Source organism: Streptomyces sp. NA04227 (assembly GCF_013364195.1).
In the GTDB taxonomy this organism is placed as follows: domain Bacteria; phylum Actinomycetota; class Actinomycetes; order Streptomycetales; family Streptomycetaceae; genus Streptomyces.
Map to the genome: position 1 here is coordinate 7,335,521 of NZ_CP054918.1, position 16,595 is coordinate 7,352,115.

Here is a 16,595-nt window from a genome sequence, read left to right on the forward strand (position 1 = left end):
TTGAGCCCGGCGGCGCCCTGGTGGTCATGCTCCACCCTCACCGGTTCGGGTGGTTTTCCCGAGGCTGTTCCTGTACGCCGTAGGGGTTCCCACCGGCGCCGATGCGCTCCGGCGCACTCCGGAGTGCGACCCGTCGCGCTTGCCTGCGGTTGTCGCGTAATGCGAGAAATGGGCGGCCAAGCGCGACGAGGGGAGCAATCTGTGGGGCAGACGACGCTGGCGGAGAACCCCGCCGTGGACGTACAGCCGTCCCCGGCGGGACCGCGGGAGCCCCTCGGCCCCCAGGCCGGAACCGGCGAACACGAGCTCGGCGCGGGCCGGGTACGCCTGGTCTTCCTCGGGCTGATGCTGGCGCTGCTGCTCGCCGCCCTCGACCAGATGATCGTGGCCACCGCGCTGCCCAGGATCGTCGGCGAGCTGCACGGCCTGGACAAGATGTCCTGGGCCATCACCTCCTACCTGCTGACCTCCACCATCGGCCTGCCCGTCTACGGCAAGCTCGGCGACCTCTTCGGCCGCAAGTGGGTCTTCCAGTTCGCCATCGCGGTCTTCGTGGTCGGCTCCGCCCTCGCGGGCTGGTCGCGCACCATGGACCAGCTCATCGCCTTCCGCGCGCTGCAGGGCGTCGGCGCGGGCGGCCTGGTGATCGGCGTGCAGGCGATCATCGCGGACATCGTCCCGCCCCGCGAACGCGGCCGCTACATGGGCCTGATCGCGGCCGTCTTCGGTGTCGCCTCGGTCGCAGGGCCCCTGCTCGGCGGCTTCTTCACCGACCACGCGAGCTGGCGCTGGTGCTTCTACATCAACGTCCCCTTCGGCCTGGTGACCTTCGCGGTCGTCTCCGTCGTACTGAAACTCCCGCGTCCCAAGACCCGCCCGCGCCTCGACGTCCTCGGCACCCTCCTGATCGCCGCGCTCTCCAGTTGCCTTGTACTGCTCACCAGTTGGGGCGGCACCGAGTACGCCTGGGACTCGCGTGTGATCCTCGGGCTCGGCGCCGGAGCCCTCGTCTCCGCCGTGCTGTTCGTCGTGGTGGAGCACTTCGCCCCGGAACCGCTGATCCCGCTGCGCCTGTTCCGCGACTCGGTGTTCTGCGTGACCGGCCTCGTCGGAGCGGTCGTCGGCGTCGCGCTGTTCGGCGCCGCGAGCTATCTGCCCACCTTCCTGCAGATGGTGGACGGCGTCAGCGCCACCGAGTCCGGACTGCTGATGCTGCCGATGATGGCGGGCATCGTTGTCACCTCGATCGTCTCCGGACAACTCATCAGCCGCAGCGGCCGCTACCGCCTCTACCCGCTGCTCGGCTCGGTGCTCTCGGTCGTCGGCATGTGGCTCCTGTCCCGCATGGACGAGGACACCTCCCGGCTCGACTACAGCATCTGGATGGGCGTACTCGGCGCCGGTCTGGGCCTTGCCATGCCGGTCCTGGTACTCGCCGTGCAGAACTCGGTACGCCCGTCCGACCTGGGCACCGCCACCAGCGCCCACAACTACTTCCGCCAGATCGGCGGCAGCGTGGGCGCCGCCATCTTCGGCACCCTGTTCGCCGACCGGCTCGCCGACTCGCTCGCCGGACGGCTGCCCGCGGACGCGCAGCTCCCGGACCCCGAGTCGATCACCCCCGAACTCGTCCACTCCCTGCCGGCCGGGCTCCGCGACAGCTATATCGAGGCCTACGCCGAGGCCATGCCGCGGATCTTCCTGTACCTGGTGCCGGTGCTCGTACTCGGCCTGCTCATCTGCTGCTTCCTCAAGGAGAAACCGCTGGTGTCCCACCACAGCCCGACCGCCGCCGACACCGCCCCGATCCCGTCGGCCCGCACTCCGCTCGCCGGGTCCCCGGTCTGCGGCAGCGTCCAGCACTCCGACGGCACCGCGGTCGCCCACGCGGCGCTGACCCTCATCGATGTGACGGGACGGCAGATCGGACGCGGCGCGAGCGGGGACGACGGACGGTACGCCCTGTCCACGCCGGGCGCGGGCTCGTACGTACTCATCGCGGCGGCGGGCGGGCACCAGCCGCAGGCCGTCACCGTCACGGTGGGGGAGCGGCCGGTGGAACTCGACCTGGTGCTCGGCGGCGCGGGGCGGCTGGCCGGTCTGGTCCGCACCGCGGACGGCGCACAGGTACGCGAGGCCACCGTCACCCTGACCAATGTGCACGGCGAGGTGGTGGCCGCCACCCGTACCGGCGAGGACGGCAGTTACGCGCTGACCGAACTGGTGGCGGGCGAGTACACGCTCGCCGTGAGCGCGCCCGCCTTCCGTCCGGCCGCGCTCCCGGTCGCCGTGCAGGCGGCCCGCGAGACCCGGCAGGACGTCGAACTCGCGGGCGGCGCGGTGCTGCGAGGGACCGTACGGGCCACCGGCGGGCGGCCGGTCGAGGACGCCCGTGTGACGCTGCTCGACGCGGCCGGGAACGTGGTCGACACCCTGACCACCGGGGCCGACGGCGCCTTCCGGTTCACCGACCTGTCGTCGGGCGAGTACACGGTGATCGCCGCCGGATACCCGCCGGTCGCCACGGTGCTGCGCGTGGCGGGCGGAGTACGCGCGGAACGCGACGTACAGCTCGGCCACGACGACTGACCGGGCCACCGAGCACGGCCGCGGCATCGGGTCCCACCTGCGTGCGACCCGCGTGCGCACCTTCGGCGGCCAATTCGCGTATTCCCGCCACAGCAACCTGCCGCCCCCGTACGGTGGTTGTGGGCTCCGCAGATCTTGCGCCGCCCGGGGAAGGAGCCTTGGCCATGGAGCATGGCACCACAGCGGGCGAGACTCCCGGCGAACGGGCTGGGGGCGGCACCACCGGACAGGGCGCGGCGGCAGGCCGGATTCCGCTTGCCGTGGCCGTCGTGGACGCCGCCGGTCTGGTCTCCCACTGGAGCACTGGTGCCCGCAGACTGTTCGGCGTCGACCGCGAACAGGCCGTCGGATCCCCGGCCGCGGATCTCCTGCCGGTCTCCGGGGCGCTGCCCGAGGAGCCCCGGCAGGACGAGGAGCCCGGGGAGGGCGGCGCGCCGCTCGGGCCCGAACTCGGTTCCTCCCTCGACAGCCGGCTCCCCTATCCTCGCGCGGGCCGCGCCCGGCTGCACGACGTGGACCGTATGATGCGCACCCGGCTCGACGTCCTGTGGTGGGCCTACCCGCTGGTGGGCCCCGGACCGGAGCGGCTGCTGGTCCTCGCCGCCGACGCGGCCGCCGTACTGCCCGGGGAAGAGGAGGAGGCCGGGGAGCGCATCGCACCCGCGTTCGCGCTGCACACCGACTTTCCCGGCGCCGAGGATCTCGCGCGTGAACTGCCGCAGATCCTGCCCAGCATGAGCGTGGGCGAGAGCACCCGGATCGTCTCGCAGGTCCTCGAACTGGGTTATCCGGTACTGGAGTTCAGCCAGCACGACCGGGTTCCGGTCACCCCGGACTGGGGTGTGCCGCGGCGGGTGGAACGCAAGGCGCGCAAGCAGCGCGCGGCCGAGGCCGCCGCCGCGGGCCTGCCCCACCAGCGCACCGCGGCGGAGGTCGCCGAGGACGCCGAGGATCTTGAGTACGCGGCGGTGCGCGAGCGCCTGGAGTTCCTGAACGAGGTCAGCGGGCGCATCGGCTCCTCCCTCGATCTGTCCCGCACCATCGTCGAGGTCAGCCGGGCCGTGGTGCCGCGCTTCACCGATGTCGCGGGCACCTATCTGCGCGAGCAGGTGGTGGCCGGTGAGGGCTTCCCCGAGGGCGTGCCGGACGAGCGCACCATGTGGCACCGGGTGGCCGTGGAGCACACCGACGAACCGGGCCGCTGGGACGATGTGGTGCCGGTCGGTGAGTCGATGCCGTTCCCGGCGCACACACCGTTCTTCCAGTGCATGACCACCGGTGATCCGGTGCTCGTGCCGCGCATCAGCGAGCAGATGGGCAACGCCATCGCCTCGCAGTTCGAGAAGCGCGACATCCGGCCGCTGATCAACAACCGCTCCATGCTGGTGGTGCCGCTGAAGGCACGCAATGTCGTACTCGGCTTCATGATCCTGCTGCGGCACGCGGAGCGGGTCGAGTTCAACGACATGGACCGGGTCACCGGCGCCGAACTCGCCGCGCGCGCCGGGCTGGTACTCGACAACGCCCGGATGTACACGTACCAGGAGAGCGTCGCCGAGACCCTCCAGGACAGCATGCTGCCGCACATCGAGCCGCGGATGTCCGGCTGCGAGATCGCCACCCGCTATCTGCCGGGCACCCTGCTCGGCCGGGTGGGCGGCGACTGGTTCGACTCGGTGAAGCTGCCCGGGTCGCGGACCGCGCTCGTGGTCGGCGACGTGATGGGGCACGGCCTCAACTCGGCCGCGATGATGGGGCAGTTGAGGACCGCCGTCCAGACCATGGCGGCTCTCGACCTGCCGCCCGCGCAACTGCTTCGCAACCTGGACGACCTCGCCCAGCGGCTCGGCGAGCACTACCTCGCCACCTGTCTGTACGCCGTGTACGACCCGATCGAGGGCGAGTTGAGCATCGCCAACGCCGGGCACATCCCGCCGGTCCTGGTACGCGCCGAGGACGGCCGCAGCGAACTGCTCGAACTGCCCACGGGTGCGCCGATCGGCGTCGGCGGGGTGCCCTTCGAGACGGTACGGGTGCCGGTCAGCCCCGGCGACCGGCTCGTGATGTGCACCGACGGCCTGGTCGAGATGCGCGGCGAGGACATCGGGGTGGGGCTCGCCGCGCTGTGCGAGTCGGCGGCGCATCCGGCGGCCTCCATGGACGACGCCTGCGACACGATCATCCGCTCGCTGGCCTCGCGCGGGGCCCGCAAGGACGATGTCGCCCTGCTGATGGCCAGGTTGAGCGGAGTGCGCGGACAGGACGTGGCCCGCTGGCGGCTGCCCGCCGAACCGCGGGAGGCAGGGCGTGCCCGCCGGGCGGTGCGCGAACAGCTCGCCGCCTGGGGCCTTTCGACGCTCTCGGAGAGTGCCGAGCTGATGGTCGGTGAACTGGTCGCCAACGCCGTCGTGCACTCTCCAAGCGGCAGCCTCGAACTGCGACTCGTACGCAGTGGCACCCTGCTGTGCGAGGTGGAGGACGACGACCACACCCTGCCCACGCTGCTCAACGCCGGCCCCGCCGACGAGTTCGGGCGCGGCCTCAGGGTGGTGAGCACGCTGGCCCGGCAGTGGGGCACCAGCCGTACCAGCACCGGAAAGACGGTCTGGTTCGAACTCTCACTGCCCCGGCGCAGGACCCGTTAGGGGAGCGGACGTTACCTGTCTTCCTGCCCGCTTTCGCTGCCCGGAACGGCTGCGGGGGCGGACAGCGGCTGCCGTACCCGAGAGCGAACCCGGAGTGAAGAGCGGCGTCCGCATCTTGCCCGGGGGCGCTGGGCGCGATAGACCGATCTTGCTGAGCAAGAGCGAACTGGCGCCATAGGGTGGGGAGTTGGCCATGGGTGTGACGAGCCGGTACCGGGAATCCTGGGAGGGGTTCTGGAGCGAGGCACCTCAGGAGCCGGGGGAGGTGCTCTGGGACGCGGACCCGGACGTGACGGCGGGACAGCATCTGCCGCTGCTCGAACCGCATCTGCGTGACGCCGAGTTGCCGTTCGTGGATCTCGGCTGCGGCAACGGCACCCAGACCCGCTTCATCGCCACCCGCTTCCGCAAGGTGTTCGGGGCCGACCTGTCCCTCGCCGCGATCGAGCGCGCCCATGCCCACAACACCCTGGACGGGCCGGAGTTCCGCGTCCTCGACTGTGTCGACGAGGACGAGGTCGCACAGTTCGCCGCGACCCTCGGCGGCGAGGCCAACGTCTACATGCGCGGCGTCCTGCACCAGTGCGAGCCGGGCGACCGGCAGCTCGTCATGGACGGCGTGGCCCGGCTCATAGGCGAGAACGGGCGGGCCATGCTCGTCGAACTCGCCGAGGACGCACGGTCGGTGCTCATGGGCCAGGCCCAGGGCCCCTCGGGTCCGCCGCCGAAACTGGCCCCGGTGCTCCGCCACGGCATCGCCCCGGGCGAGATGGCCGACGCCGAGCTGTCCGCGCATGTCGCGGAGGCGGGCCTCAGCCTCCTCGCGAGCGGCCGCATGCCCTTGATCACGACGGAACACACCGCGCACGGCTCGCTCATCGAGGTGCCGTCGAACTGGCTGGTGGTCGGTCGCTCGGTGTGAGCGCCGGGTTCGTACGGATCCGTTGCGAGGGAAGGGACCGAGGCCCGGCGCTGGGCTCGTGGAAGGACGGACCCCGCCGGGTTTCCGGCGGGGCCTCGTCGTGAACGCTCGTGGCGGCGACGGGTTCTGGAGGTGTGCCGGTCAGGGAGCGGGGACGGGCCCGCCGGGCCGGAACCGCTCGACCCCGACGATGTGCCGCACCTTGACCGGGCGCACGATCACCGCGACCCGCCGCTCACCCGGCATGAGCCATTCGAAGCGCTCGCTGCCCAGGTACTTGCGGGCCAGCCGGTCCATCAGCTCGTGCGCCTCCTCGCCCTCCACGAAGCGGGACACCACACCACTGATCTGGACCCGGTCGAAGGGATCGGCCGTGTCCGCGTGCGAGAGATAGACGCGGGGGTCGCGGCGCAGGTTCTCCTCCTTGACCCGGCCCACCGAGGTGTTGAACATCAGCTCGCTCTCGCCCTCCAAGTCCACCCACATCGGGCTGACTTGTGGTGCTCCGTCGGCGAACACGGTACCGACGTACCAGATGTTGGGGGCCTGCAGCCGGGCGCGGACGGCCTGGTCGAATGTCGCGGTCATCAGGGCAGGCTATCCGCCAGGGCAGAAGGGCTGGACAAAGGGTTTGGGGGTGCGGCCGGGCATACCCGATCATGAACGGATGGACTCTCGTTTCCTCGGCATACCTGAGCTCGGTGACCCCCCGTCCGTGGCGGTCGTGGTCGACGTGATGCGCGCTTTCACGGTGGCCGCCTGGGCTTTCGCCCAGGGGGCGGAAAGGATCGTGCTCGCCGAGTCGCTGGACGAAGTCCGGGCGCTCAAGGCGCGCCACCCGGACTGGGTGGCGCTCAAGGACGGTCCGCCCGCGCCCGGGTTCGACGCGGTCAACTCGCCCGGCCTGCTGCGGTCGACCGACCTCGGCGGACGGACCGTTGTGCAGAAGACCACGGCAGGGACGGTGGGCGCCCTCGCGGTGAAGGAGGCGTCGCTGGTGCTGTGCGCCGGCTTCGTGGTGGCCGAGGCGACGGCCCGGCTGCTGCGGACGCGCGCGTGCGACAGCGTCACGTTCGTGGTGACCGGCGAGGACGGGCGGGCCGAAGAAGACCTGGCGTGCGCGCAGTACATCGCGAGGAGGGTCACCGGGACGGGAACGGATGCCGCCGAGTTCCTTCGCCGCGCCGGTGAGTCGCGCGCTGCCACCGAGTTGGCGGAGGGCGTGCGTGCCGGAGCCCATCCCGATGACGTCGCACTCTGCCTCGAACTCGACCGGTTCCCCTTCGCCATGGTGGCGGCCCTGGAGGATGCGTTCATGGTCGTCCGGCCCGCGCCGGTCCTTCACTGACCGGCTAGGGCCACCGAGGGCGGTCTCGCGCTTACGGGGCACTCGCGCATCGAGCTTCCGCCCCGCCTGCGTACGCTTCATGGTGGGTTCGGCCCGCGCCGCGTAACGTGAAGCGCTATGAAGATCCTGATCAGCGCCGACATGGAGGGCGCGACCGGCGTGACCTGGCCGGCCGACGTGCTGCCCGGCACCCCGCAGTGGGAGCGCTGCCGTGCGATGTTCACCTCGGACGTGAACGCGGCGGTGCTCGGTTTCCTCGACGGCGGCGCCGACGAGGTGCTCATCAACGAGGCGCACTGGACCATGCGCAACCTGCTCCTCGAACAGCTCGACGAGCGCGCGCAGATGCTGACCGGCAGGCACAAGTCGCTGTCGATGGTCGAGGGCGTGCAGCACGGCGACGTGGACGGCATCGCGTTCGTCGGCTACCACACCGGCGCCGGTGCCGAGGGCGTGCTCGCCCACACCTATCTGGCCAACTCGATCACCGGCGTATGGGTGAACGAGGTAAGGGCCAGCGAGGGTCTGCTCAACTCCCATGTGGTCGCCGAGTACGGCGTGCCCGTCGTCCTCGTCACCGGCGACGACCTCACCTGCGAGGACGCCCTCGGCTACGCGCCCGGCGCCCTCAAGGTCGCGGTCAAGGACCATGTCTCCCGGTACGCGGCCGTGTGCCGTACCCCGGCGCGGACGGCCGCCGACATCCGGGCGGCGGCCAAGGAGGCGGCGGCCCTGGCGGTGCGCCACGAACCGGTCCGGGGCGGCCCGTTCACCGTCGAGGTGGAGTTCGACGCCGAGCACCTGTCCATGGCGGCCACCGTGGTGCCGGGCGTGGCCAGGACCGGGGAGCGCAAGGTCGCCTACACGAGCGAGTCCATGTACGAGGGCATCCGCACCTTCAAGGCCGTCACCACGGTCGTCTCGGCTGCGGTGGAGGAGCAGTATGGCTGAGCAGGCTGAGCAGGTGGACCCCCAGGCGCTGGACGAGGTCGTCGCCTTCACCAGTGAACTCATCCGCATCGACACCACCAACCGGGGCGGCGGCGACTGCCGGGAACGCCCGGCCGCCGAGTACGCGGCCGAGCGCCTCGCCGAGGCCGGTCTGAAGCCGGTGCTGCTCGAACGCACCCCGGGCCGGACCAATGTCGTCGCCCGTATCGAGGGCACCGACCCCTCGGCCGAGGCGCTCCTGGTGCACGGCCATCTGGACGTGGTGCCCGCCGAGGCGGCGGACTGGTCCGTCGCGCCGTTCTCCGGCGAGATCAAGGACGGCGTCGTCTGGGGCCGCGGCGCCGTGGACATGAAGAACATGGACGCGATGATCCTGGCCGTCGCCCGCCAGTGGGCCCGCTCAGGCATCCGGCCGCGCCGGGACCTCGTCATCGCCTTCACCGCCGACGAGGAGGCCAGCGCCGAGGACGGCTCGGGCTTTCTCGCGGACCGGCACCCCGAGCTGTTCGAGGGCTGCACCGAGGGCATCAGCGAGTCCGGAGCCTTCACCTTCCACGACGGGCGGGGCAATGAGCTCTACCCCGTCGCGGCCGGTGAGCGCGGCACCGGCTGGCTGAAACTGACCGCACGCGGCCGGGCAGGGCACGGCTCCAAGGTCAACCGCGAGAACGCCGTACTGCGGCTGGCCGCGGCCGTGCAGCGGATCGGCGAGTACACCTGGCCGCTGCGCCTCACCCCGACGGTCACCGCCGCCCTGAGCGAACTCGCGGAGCTCTACGGCATCGAGGGCGCCGACCCCGCCGCGCTGCGGTCCGGCGCCTGCGACGCCGACGCCCTGGTGGCCGAGCTGGGCCGAGCGGCCTCGCTGCTGGAACCGGTGCTCCGCAACAGCAGCAACCCGACCATGCTGGACGCCGGTTACAAGGTCAACGTGATCCCCGGCGAGGCCACCGCCTTCGTCGACGGACGCTTCCTCGCGGGCGCCGAGGAGGAGTTCCGCAGCACCCTCGACGAGCTGACGGGCGAGCACGTCGACTGGGAGTTCCACCATCGCGAAGTGGCCCTCCAGGCACCGCTCGACTCGGCCACGTACAAGAAGATGCGGGCCGCCGTCGAGGAGTTCGCGCCCGAGGGGAGGGTCGTGCCGTACTGCATGTCGGGCGGTACGGACGCCAAGCAGTTCTCGCGCCTGGGCATCACGGGGTACGGCTTCACTCCGCTGAAACTGCCGTTGGGCTACGACTACCAGGCCATGTTCCACGGTGTCGACGAACGGGTGCCCGTCGAGTCGCTCCACTTCGGCGTACGCGTACTCGACCGCTTCCTGCGGACGGCCTGAGAAGGGGGAATCGTGCAGACCATGCCGTACGGCGCCTGGCAGTCGCCGATCGACGCCGGGCTCGCCGCCGCTCACGACGGACATCCGGAGTACGTGGGCACCGTCGGGGCCGAGACCTGGTGGACCGAGCCACGCCCGACCGAGGGCGGCCGCCGCGCCCTGGTGCGCAGGCGCGCGGACGGCAGCCGGGAGTCCCTGCTGCCCGAGCCCTGGAACGTGCGCAGCCGCGTCATCGAGTACGGCGGAACCCCGTGGGCGGCCGTCGAGCGGGACGGCGGGCCCCTGGTGGTCTTCGTGCACTTTCCCGACCAGCGCCTGTACGCCTACGAGCCCGGGGCACCCGGCGCCGCACCCCGGCCGCTCACCCCCGTGTCCCCGGTCGGCGGCGGACTGCGCTGGGCGGACCCCGTACCGCACCTCGACCGCGGCGAAGTCTGGTGCGTACTGGAGGAGTTCACCGGCGAGGGACCCAGCGACGTGCGGCGGGTGGTGGCCGCCGTCCCGCTGGACGGCTCGGCGGCCGAGGACCGCGCGGCGGTACGGGAACTCTCCGGCGACGAGCACCGCTTCGTCACCGGGGCCCGGCTCTCGCCGGACGGCGGACACGCGGTCTGGCTGGCCTGGGACCATCCGCGGATGCCCTGGGAGGGCACCGAGGTCAAGCTGGCCCGGGTGCGGGAGGACGGAAGCTTCGGCGCGGCGGTGACCTTCGCCGGGGGACCCGGGGAGTCCGTGGCCCAGGTCGAGTGGCTCGCCGACGGCTCGCTGCTTTTCGCCGCCGACCGCACCGGCTGGTGGAACCTCTACCGGGCCGGCCTCGACGGCGGGAGCACCGCGCTGTGCCCGCGCGAGGAGGAATTCGGCGGCCCGCTCTGGAAGATCGGACACCGCTGGTTCGCCCCGCTCGACAACGGCCTGGTGGCCGTCGTGCACGGACGCGGATCCACGGCGCTCGGCGTACTCGACCCGCAGACCGGCGAGATGGTCGACGTGGCGGGCCCCTGGAGCGAATGGGCCCCCAGCCTGGCCGCGCACGGGACCCGGGTGGTCGGCATCGCCGCGAGCCCGCGCAGCGCGTACGAGGTGGTCGAGCTCGACACCTGCACCGGCCGGGCCCGGGTCGTCGGCTCCGAGCACCGGGACCCGGTCGACCCAGCCCACTACCCCGAGCCCCAGATCCGCACCTTCCGGGGGCCCGAGGACCGCGAGATCCACGCGCACGTCTACCCGCCGCACAACCCCGGCCATGTCGCCCCGGACGGCGAGCTGCCGCCCTATGTGATCTGGGCGCACGGCGGCCCGACCAGTCGCTCGCCGCTCGTACTCGACCTGGAGATCGCCTACTTCACCTCGCGCGGCATCGGCGTCGCCGAGGTCAACTACGGCGGTTCGACGGGGTACGGCCGCGCCTACCGCGAGCGGCTGCGCGAGCAGTGGGGCGTGGTGGACGTGGACGACTGCGCGGCGGTCGCCCTCGCGCTCGCCGCGGAGGGCACCGCGGACCGCGCCCGGCTCGCGATCCGCGGCGGCAGCGCGGGCGGCTGGACCAGCGCGGCCTCCCTCGCCGCGACCGACGTCTACGCCTGCGGCACCGTCCTGTACCCGGTGCTCGACCTCACCGGCTGGGGCACGGGGGAGACCCACGACTTCGAGTCGCAGTACCTGGAATCGCTGGTCGGACCGCTCGCCGAGGTACCCGCCCGCTATGCCGAACGCTCGCCCTCGGCCAAGGCCGAGCAGATCACCGCGCCCTTCCTGCTGCTCCAGGGCCTGGACGACGTGATCTGCCCGCCCGTCCAGTGCGAACGCTTCCTCGCCCGGATGAAGGGCAGGGGGATACCGCACGCCTACCTCGCCTTCGAAGGGGAGGGCCACGGCTTCCGCAAGTCGGACACCCTGATCCGGGTCCTGGAGGCCGAACTCTCCCTGTACGCCCAGGTGTTCGGGCTGCCCGAGCCCGGGGTGCCTCGCCTGGAGCTGTCACGATGAGCCGTACGCCGGACTCCGGGTCCGCACCGGTTCCGGAACTCCGCAGACCCGCGCGGCTCGCTCCCGGCGCCCGGGTCGCCGTGGTCGCGCCGAGCGGCACCGTCCCGGCCGAGCGGCTGGAGAGCGGCCTGGACATCCTGCGCGGCTGGGGACTCGAACCCCGCGTCGCGCCCCATGTCCTGGACCGGCACGGGGAGTTCGGGTACCTGGCGGGCAACGACGCGGACCGGGCCGCGGACTTCGAGTCCGCCTGGTGCGATCCGGCGGTGGACGCCGTCATCTGCGCCCGCGGCGGCTACGGCGTGCAGCGCATGGTCGACCTGCTCGACTGGGAGGCGATGCGGGCGGCGGGCCCGAAGGTCTTCGTCGGCTTCAGCGACATCACGACCCTGCACGAGGCGATCGCGAACCGCCTCGGCCTGGTCACCCTGCACGGGCCGATGGCGGCGGGCGTCGACTTCCTGCACAGCGCACGCGCCCGGGACCACCTCCACACCACCCTCTTCCACCCCGAGTCGGTGCCGGTCCTCGGCGGCGGCAAGACCCTGGTACCCGGCCGCGCCTCTGGTGTCACCCTCGGCGGCTGCCTCGCTCTGCTCGCGGCGGACCTCGGAGCGCCCACCGCCCGGCCCTCGGCGGCGGGCGGCCTGCTCCTGATCGAGGACGTCGGCGAGGAGACCTACCGACTCGACCGCTACCTCACCCAACTCCTGCGCTCCGGCTGGCTGGACCAGGTGGCCGGAATCGCCCTCGGCTCCTGGCAGGACTGCGGCCCGGAGCCCGAGCTGCGGCCCCTGTTCCTCGACCGGCTGGGCGGCCTCGGCGTACCCGTCGTGGAGGAGCTGGGATTCGGGCACTGTGCGGACGCCCTCACCGTCCCCTTCGGCGTTGCCGCCGAACTGGACGCCTACGAGGGGACGTTGAGGCTGCGGGAACCGGCGCTGCTGTGACGGCGGTTCGCTCGGGCCTCGTCGGTGTGTGTTGATCAGGGGGCTGCGATCGCGGTCGCGGGCCCAGCCGTTCGCGGACGAGGGCGAGCCGGGACTCGGCCTCGAAGGTGTCGCCGGGGTCCGCGAGCGCCCGGTGCAGTTGATGGATACGGCGCCGCAGCAAGGCGTCGGCGTGGGCCGGGGTGTGCACCGCCGCCCCGGCCAGCCGGTCCGGGAGGACCCGGGTGTCCAGGTAGATCACCCGCTTGTAAAACCCGGCGGGGCCGACCGTCCGCCCGTCGTGCGGCACCCCCGGCGGCAGCAGGACGACCGTGCCCGCTCCGGCCGCCGCGTGCCGATGACGGTCGACGGCGAAGTCCACCGCGCCGTCGTCGAGGATCATCAGATCCCAGGTGTCGTGAGTGTGCACCGGGTAGGCGTGGTCGGCGAAGTGGGCGTGGAAGACCTCCGCGATCCCCGTCACCGAAGGCCGCCAGGCACTGATCCGGGCACCGGGCCGGTCGCCGCTCATGCCAGGAACGTACAAGACCGGCGTCCCGCCCCGACGGCAGGCTCCCGGTATGACCACACCGCACACCTCACCGCACACCTCCGTCAACCTGGCCCATCAGCTCTCGCGGTTCCACGACCACTGGGCACAGCGGAAGATCGCCGACCTCAACGACTACGAGGTCAAACTCGCCAAGCTCAAGGGCGAGTTCGTCTGGCACTGCCACCCCGACACCGACGAACTGTTCCTCGTCATCAGTGGCAGGCTCACCATCCGGCTCCGGGACGGCGACGTCGCACTCGAACCCGGCGAGCTGTTCGTGGTGCCGCGGGGCGCCGAACACTGCCCGGTCGCCGACGAGGAGACGGCGGTGCTGCTTCTGGAACCGGCGGGGGTGCTCAATACAGGTGACGCTGGTGGGGAGTTGACCCGGTCCGTCGAGAGCCTGGACTGACGTCGAGGGTCCTTCCAGGTCGGCGCGACCGGCGGTGACCGAATCCCCGGGCAGGGGCCCCGACCGGGCAGGCGCGCGCCCCCGCGACCACTCGCGCCCCTTCGCGCCGTCCCTTTGTTCCGGTTTACTGCATGGCCGTTGACCCTTTTCTGTATATCTCCCAGCATGAGCGACGGCCGGTACCAACCGGTCGGTAGGCGCCTCATCCTGGAGGTATCCGTGAAACGAGTCATGGGCAAGTCCCGTGCCTTATCGGCCCGTTCGAGGCGAGCGCTGGTCCTCGCCGTCACCGCTTCGCTGGCTGCGCCCCTCACCCTCTCGGCGACGGACCGGGCCGTCGCCGAGGAACCGCCGTACTCCGTCACCCCGGTGGGGATCACCGTGGACACCGGCGGCGAGGACTGTGCCGTCGACGCGGATCTCTACCGCCCGGCGGGGGTCGACCGGAACAATCCGGCCCCCGCTGTGCTGATCACCAACGGCTTCGGGGGCAGCAAGAACGACGGCAACACCGACGACACCGCGCGCGCCTTCGCCTCCCGTGGCTATGTGACGCTGGTGTACTCGGGCCTCGGCTTCGGCCGGTCCGGCTGCAAGATCTCCATGGACGACCCCCGGATCGACGGCCGGGCCGCCTCCGGCCTCATCGACTTCCTCGCGGGCACCCGGCCCGCGGACGACGGCACCCGGCCCGACTTCGTGACCCTGGACGGCGACGGGGACCCGAAGGTCGGCATGATCGGCGGCTCGTACGGCGGTGGCATCCAACTGGCCACGGCCTCCCGCGACCCCCGCCTGGACGCCATCGTGCCGATGATCACCTGGGGCGACCTGGCGTACTCCCTGGCCCCGAACAACGGCGCGGCGCGCGAGGTGCCGGGGGTCTACAAGTGGGAGTGGACCAACGGCTTCTACCTGGTCGGCGAGAGCCAGCCGGTGACCGTGCCCAACGCGGACCCCTCCCGTATCAACTCGCTGGCCTGCCTGCACTTCGTCACCGACGCCTGCGGGTTCATCAAGACACTCAACTCGGGCATCTACCCGCAGGAGCGGATGCGCGAGATCCTCGGCTACGCGCGCGACATCTCCGCCCTCGGGTACGGCCGGTCGATCACGGCGCCGACCCTGCTGATCCAGGGACAGGCGGACAGCCTGTTCACGCTCAACGAGGCCCAGGCGACCTACCGGAGGCTGCGCGCCCAGGGCGTGGACGCGAGCATGATCTGGCAGTCCGCCGGACACAGCGGAGGCAACAGCGATCCCGCCCGGGGCGAGCTGAACATGGACGTCGGCAACCTGGAGACCAGCTATGTGGGGCGCCGCATCCTGTCCTGGTTCGACCGGCACCTGCGCGGCCGCGACGTGGACACCGGGCCCGCCTTCGCGTACTACCGCGACTGGATCGAGGACCCCACGGCCACGTACGCGACGGGCGGGAGTGTTCCGGAGCCCAACCGGCGGCTGTATCTCTCGGGCGACGGAAAGCTCGTCGAGCGCCCCGGATCCGTGGTCGCGGGCCGCCGTGAGTACCGCAACCTGACGGTGCCGACGAGCCATTCGGAGAGCCCGCTGCTGCGCACCCTGCACCTGCCCGACCCCGAGCCCTACGACCTGAAGGGCACCCACCTCGCCTGGACGACGGCACCCCTGCGCGAGAACCTCGATGTCGTCGGCGCGGCACGGGTCGGGCTGAAGGTGCGCTCGCCGAAGGCCGAGGCCGTGCAGAACTCCGGTGACGCGGCGGACAAGCTGGTCCTGTTCGCCAAGCTGTACGACGTCGCGCCGGACGGCCGCAAGACGCTGGTGCACCGCCTCGTCGCGCCGGTCCGGGTGCCCGACGTACGGAAGTCCTTCACCGTGGAACTGCCCGGGATCGTGCACCGCTACCAGCAGGGCCACCGGCTCCAGTTCGTGGTCGCGGCGAGCGACGACGCGTATCTGGGCAACCGTGGCATCAAGCCGGTCACGGTCTCCAGCGCGCCCGGGGACACCGGCACGCTCGACCTGCCGGTGGTGGAGGGCAAGTGAGCCGGGGCCGGGCCGGTCTCGATCCGCGCCCGGGCGGAGCCGCCGAGCCCGAGCCCGAGCGTGTCGCTTCCGCGCCCGGGTCCGGCGAGCGCCCCTGACCCGGACCCGAGCAGGAGCGCACCTGTGGTTGTCGCGCTCCCGGCAGCCGATACGGCCCGGCCGGGGGCGCCCGCCCGCACCGCCTCTGAGCACGTCCGCACCTCAACTCCCCTGCCGCGTCCGGTCCCGGGGTACTCCGTCCGCCGCCTGCCGCGACGGCCTCCCGTACCGTGGCGCGGATGACAGACGACCCCTACCTCGCCCGTGCCGCACGCGTCGGCATCCGTCCGCCGACTCCCGCCGACGCGGCGGAGTTCGTGACCCGGGTCCGGGAGAGCACCGCACTGCATCACCCGTGGCTGTTCCCGCCGGGCAGCCCTGCCGAGTACGAGGCCTACGCGGCACGGCTGCGGGACGACCCGGCCAAGTGCGGCTATCTGGTCTGCGGCCTGGACAGCGGTGCCGTCGCGGGGTTCGTCAACATCAACAACATCGTGCACGGCGCCTTCCGTTGCGGCGCTCTCGGCTACGGGGCCTTCGCGCACGCGGCGGGGCGCGGGCTGATGTCGGAGGGTCTCGGACTGGTGGTGCGGCACGCGTTCGGCGCGCTCGGTCTGCACCGGCTGGAGATCAACGTACAGCCCGGCAACGCCGCCTCCGTGGCCCTTGCGCGGCGGGCCGGATTCCGTCTGGAGGGCCTCTCGCCGGACTTCCTCTTCGTCGACGGGGCCTGGCGCGACCACGAACGCTGGGCGCTGACCGCCGAGATGGCGGACGCCGCGGGTCCGGCGACGGCACACGGCTTGTAGGGACGGCGTGGGGCTCTGGGGAACAGCGCACGGATCGTAGGA

Annotated in this window: 13 protein-coding genes; 11 read left to right on the plus strand and 2 right to left on the minus strand. The window is 71.8% G+C overall.

Features of this window, described 5'->3' with window-relative positions; all coding sequences use genetic code 11:
- The first annotated feature begins 201 nt into the window (after positions 1-201).
- The 3 genes from HUT18_RS30850 to HUT18_RS30860 all read left to right on the plus strand — a co-directional run bounded on the left by HUT18_RS30850 (position 202) and on the right by HUT18_RS30860 (position 6,156).
- Positions 202-2,589, plus strand: a complete 2,388-nt coding sequence (locus HUT18_RS30850) for an MFS transporter (protein ID WP_254878886.1) — start codon at positions 202-204, stop codon at positions 2,587-2,589.
- A gap of 164 nt (positions 2,590-2,753) precedes the next feature.
- Positions 2,754-5,234: a SpoIIE family protein phosphatase gene (locus HUT18_RS30855; protein WP_176103794.1), complete on the plus strand. Its 2,481-nt coding sequence runs from the start codon at positions 2,754-2,756 to the stop codon at positions 5,232-5,234.
- Positions 5,235-5,427: 193 nt separating this feature from the next.
- Positions 5,428-6,156 (plus strand): class I SAM-dependent methyltransferase, encoded by a 729-nt coding sequence (locus HUT18_RS30860; protein WP_176103795.1) that lies wholly within the window; start codon positions 5,428-5,430, stop codon positions 6,154-6,156.
- Positions 6,157-6,297: 141 nt separating this feature from the next.
- Here HUT18_RS30860 and HUT18_RS30865 read toward each other — a convergent pair whose 3' ends face one another.
- Complete coding sequence (locus tag HUT18_RS30865; RefSeq protein ID WP_176103796.1) at positions 6,298-6,744, minus strand: PPOX class F420-dependent oxidoreductase; 447 nt, start codon at positions 6,742-6,744, stop codon at positions 6,298-6,300.
- A gap of 79 nt (positions 6,745-6,823) precedes the next feature.
- Between HUT18_RS30865 and HUT18_RS30870 the strand changes: the two genes are divergently transcribed.
- The 5 genes from HUT18_RS30870 to HUT18_RS30890 all read left to right on the plus strand — a co-directional run bounded on the left by HUT18_RS30870 (position 6,824) and on the right by HUT18_RS30890 (position 12,733).
- Positions 6,824-7,504: a 2-phosphosulfolactate phosphatase gene (locus HUT18_RS30870; RefSeq protein WP_176103797.1), complete on the plus strand. Its 681-nt coding sequence runs from the start codon at positions 6,824-6,826 to the stop codon at positions 7,502-7,504.
- Positions 7,505-7,621: 117 nt separating this feature from the next.
- The gene (locus HUT18_RS30875; RefSeq protein WP_176103798.1) at positions 7,622-8,455 is read left to right on the plus strand and encodes a M55 family metallopeptidase; all 834 of its coding nucleotides are present in this window, start codon (positions 7,622-7,624) and stop codon (positions 8,453-8,455) included.
- On the plus strand, positions 8,448-9,794 hold the full coding sequence (locus tag HUT18_RS30880; RefSeq protein WP_176103799.1) for a M20/M25/M40 family metallo-hydrolase: 1,347 nt from the start codon (positions 8,448-8,450) through the stop codon (positions 9,792-9,794). The genes HUT18_RS30875 and HUT18_RS30880 overlap by 8 nt, the downstream gene beginning before the upstream one ends.
- A 21-nt stretch (positions 9,795-9,815) precedes the next feature.
- Positions 9,816-11,783: a prolyl oligopeptidase family serine peptidase gene (locus tag HUT18_RS30885; RefSeq protein WP_176104908.1), complete on the plus strand. Its 1,968-nt coding sequence runs from the start codon at positions 9,816-9,818 to the stop codon at positions 11,781-11,783.
- A complete protein-coding gene (locus HUT18_RS30890) occupies positions 11,780-12,733 on the plus strand; it encodes an LD-carboxypeptidase (RefSeq protein WP_176103800.1) in 954 nt (317 codons plus the stop codon). Before HUT18_RS30885 ends, HUT18_RS30890 begins: the two co-directional genes overlap by 4 nt.
- On the opposite strand, the gene HUT18_RS30895 is transcribed toward HUT18_RS30890, so the two are convergent.
- A complete protein-coding gene (locus HUT18_RS30895) occupies positions 12,654-13,244 on the minus strand; it encodes an AraC family ligand binding domain-containing protein (RefSeq protein WP_176103801.1) in 591 nt (196 codons plus the stop codon). The two genes, HUT18_RS30890 and HUT18_RS30895, sit on opposite strands and share 80 nt — an antisense overlap.
- Positions 13,245-13,293: 49 nt before the next feature.
- Between HUT18_RS30895 and HUT18_RS30900 the strand changes: the two genes are divergently transcribed.
- The 3 genes from HUT18_RS30900 to HUT18_RS30910 all read left to right on the plus strand — a co-directional run bounded on the left by HUT18_RS30900 (position 13,294) and on the right by HUT18_RS30910 (position 16,553).
- Complete coding sequence (locus HUT18_RS30900; protein WP_176103802.1) at positions 13,294-13,677, plus strand: cupin domain-containing protein; 384 nt, start codon at positions 13,294-13,296, stop codon at positions 13,675-13,677.
- Between the two features lie 231 nt (positions 13,678-13,908).
- Entirely contained in the window at positions 13,909-15,705 is a 1,797-nt protein-coding gene (locus HUT18_RS30905; protein WP_176104909.1) for a CocE/NonD family hydrolase, read from the plus strand.
- Between the two features lie 278 nt (positions 15,706-15,983).
- Positions 15,984-16,553, plus strand: a complete 570-nt coding sequence (locus HUT18_RS30910) for a GNAT family N-acetyltransferase (protein ID WP_176103803.1) — start codon at positions 15,984-15,986, stop codon at positions 16,551-16,553.
- Positions 16,554-16,595 lie beyond the last annotated feature (42 nt).

Coding starts and splice junctions, on each gene's coding strand:
- HUT18_RS30855 (WP_176103794.1), top strand. CDS start 2,754: ATGGAGCATGGCACCACAGCGGGCGAGACTCCCGGCGAACGGGCTGGG.
- HUT18_RS30860 (WP_176103795.1), top strand. CDS start 5,428: ATGGGTGTGACGAGCCGGTACCGGGAATCCTGGGAGGGGTTCTGGAGC.
- HUT18_RS30865 (WP_176103796.1), bottom strand. CDS start 6,744: ATGACCGCGACATTCGACCAGGCCGTCCGCGCCCGGCTGCAGGCCCCC.
- HUT18_RS30870 (WP_176103797.1), top strand. CDS start 6,824: ATGGACTCTCGTTTCCTCGGCATACCTGAGCTCGGTGACCCCCCGTCC.
- HUT18_RS30875 (WP_176103798.1), top strand. CDS start 7,622: ATGAAGATCCTGATCAGCGCCGACATGGAGGGCGCGACCGGCGTGACC.
- HUT18_RS30880 (WP_176103799.1), top strand. CDS start 8,448: ATGGCTGAGCAGGCTGAGCAGGTGGACCCCCAGGCGCTGGACGAGGTC.
- HUT18_RS30885 (WP_176104908.1), top strand. CDS start 9,816: ATGCCGTACGGCGCCTGGCAGTCGCCGATCGACGCCGGGCTCGCCGCC.
- HUT18_RS30890 (WP_176103800.1), top strand. CDS start 11,780: ATGAGCCGTACGCCGGACTCCGGGTCCGCACCGGTTCCGGAACTCCGC.
- HUT18_RS30895 (WP_176103801.1), bottom strand. CDS start 13,244: ATGAGCGGCGACCGGCCCGGTGCCCGGATCAGTGCCTGGCGGCCTTCG.
- HUT18_RS30900 (WP_176103802.1), top strand. CDS start 13,294: ATGACCACACCGCACACCTCACCGCACACCTCCGTCAACCTGGCCCAT.
- HUT18_RS30905 (WP_176104909.1), top strand. CDS start 13,909: ATGGGCAAGTCCCGTGCCTTATCGGCCCGTTCGAGGCGAGCGCTGGTC.
- HUT18_RS30910 (WP_176103803.1), top strand. CDS start 15,984: ATGACAGACGACCCCTACCTCGCCCGTGCCGCACGCGTCGGCATCCGT.